General features: G+C 66.6%; 1 protein-coding gene. It reads left to right on the top strand.

The genetic code is table 11. From position 1 onward, the window contains the following. A partial coding sequence (locus tag IO30_RS41560) for an AMP-binding protein (RefSeq protein WP_037896588.1) occupies positions 1–1279 on the top strand: 1279 nt, incomplete at both ends.

The following is a 1279-nucleotide window of genomic DNA, read 5'->3' as shown; positions in this document are numbered from 1 at the left end:
GTTGAATCCGGCGCGTTCGATGGCGCGGCATCCGTTGTTCCAGGTGATGTTGGCGTTGCAGAACAATCCGGAGCCGCATTTCTCGCTCCCGGGTCTGGAAGTGGTGACGGATGCGGTCGATCCGGGGATCGCGCGCTTCGACCTGACGTTCAGCCTCACCGAACGGTTCGGCGTCGGTTCCGAGGCAGCCGGCATCGACGGCGTACTGCTCTATGCGACCGACGTGTTCGACGCCGCGACTGTCACCGCCCTCTGGCGTCGTCTTGCCATGGTTCTGGAGTCGGTGGTTGCTGATCCGGATGTGCGGGTCGGTGCCGTGGAGGTGCTGGAGTGGAGGTGCTGGAGCCGGGCGAGTACGAGAAGTTCGTCCGCCGTCGCGGTGGTCTTCGAGGACCAGGCCGTCACCTATGGGGAGTTGGATGACCGGGCGAACCGGCTGGCGCGTCTGCTGATCGAGCGGGGTGCGGGCCCTGAACAGGTCGTTGCGGTGGCGGTCCCGCGGTCGGTTGACCTGGTGGTGACCCTCCTGGCCGTGTTGAAGACCGGTGCGGCCTACCTCCCCCTCGACCCGGGTTACCCCACCGAGCGCCTCACCTTCATGCTCGACGACACCCGGCCCGTCTGCGGGGTCTGCACCACCGCCACAACAGATGCGCTCCACGCGCTCGGGGCGACCGGACGTCCGACGTGGATCACGTTGGACGAACCCGGCACCCTCACGTCCCTGGCCGATAGCTCCGCGGCCCCAATCAAGGACGACGGGCGCGGCCGCGCCCTCCTCCCGGAGAATCCCGCATACGTGATGTACACCTCGGGTTCGACGGGTGTGCCGAAGGGTGTGGTGATCACTCACCGGAACCTGGTGGGGCTCGTGGAGGCGGTCCAGCTCCAGTTCGGCCTGGACGACACCGACGCGGTGCTGCTCAAGTCCTCGCTGAACTTCGACGCTTCGGTCGAGGAGGTCTTCTGGCCGCTGCTGACGGGTGTGCGGCTCGTGGTGGCCAAGCCGGACGGCGAGAAGGATCCCGCGTACCTCGCGGAGCTCATGCGCAGCCAGGCCGTGACCACCATCGACATCGTTCCCGCACTGCTCGACGCGGTACTCGACGAGCTGCAGGACGACGCTGACACGTTGTCCCTGCGCCACGTCATCTGCGGCGGTGATGTCGTCACGAAGGAACTCGCTGAGCGGTTCGCCGCTGTGTCGGGTGGTCAGCTGATCAACATGTACGGGCCGACGGAGACGTCGGTGAATGCGACGAGCTGGGTGTACGAGCCG

The organism is Streptomyces xanthophaeus (genome assembly GCF_000725805.1).
GTDB classification, from domain to species: domain Bacteria; phylum Actinomycetota; class Actinomycetes; order Streptomycetales; family Streptomycetaceae; genus Streptomyces; species Streptomyces xanthophaeus.
Note: the sequence above shows the minus strand (reverse complement) of the source record. Positions and strands in the feature narration are given on the sequence as shown.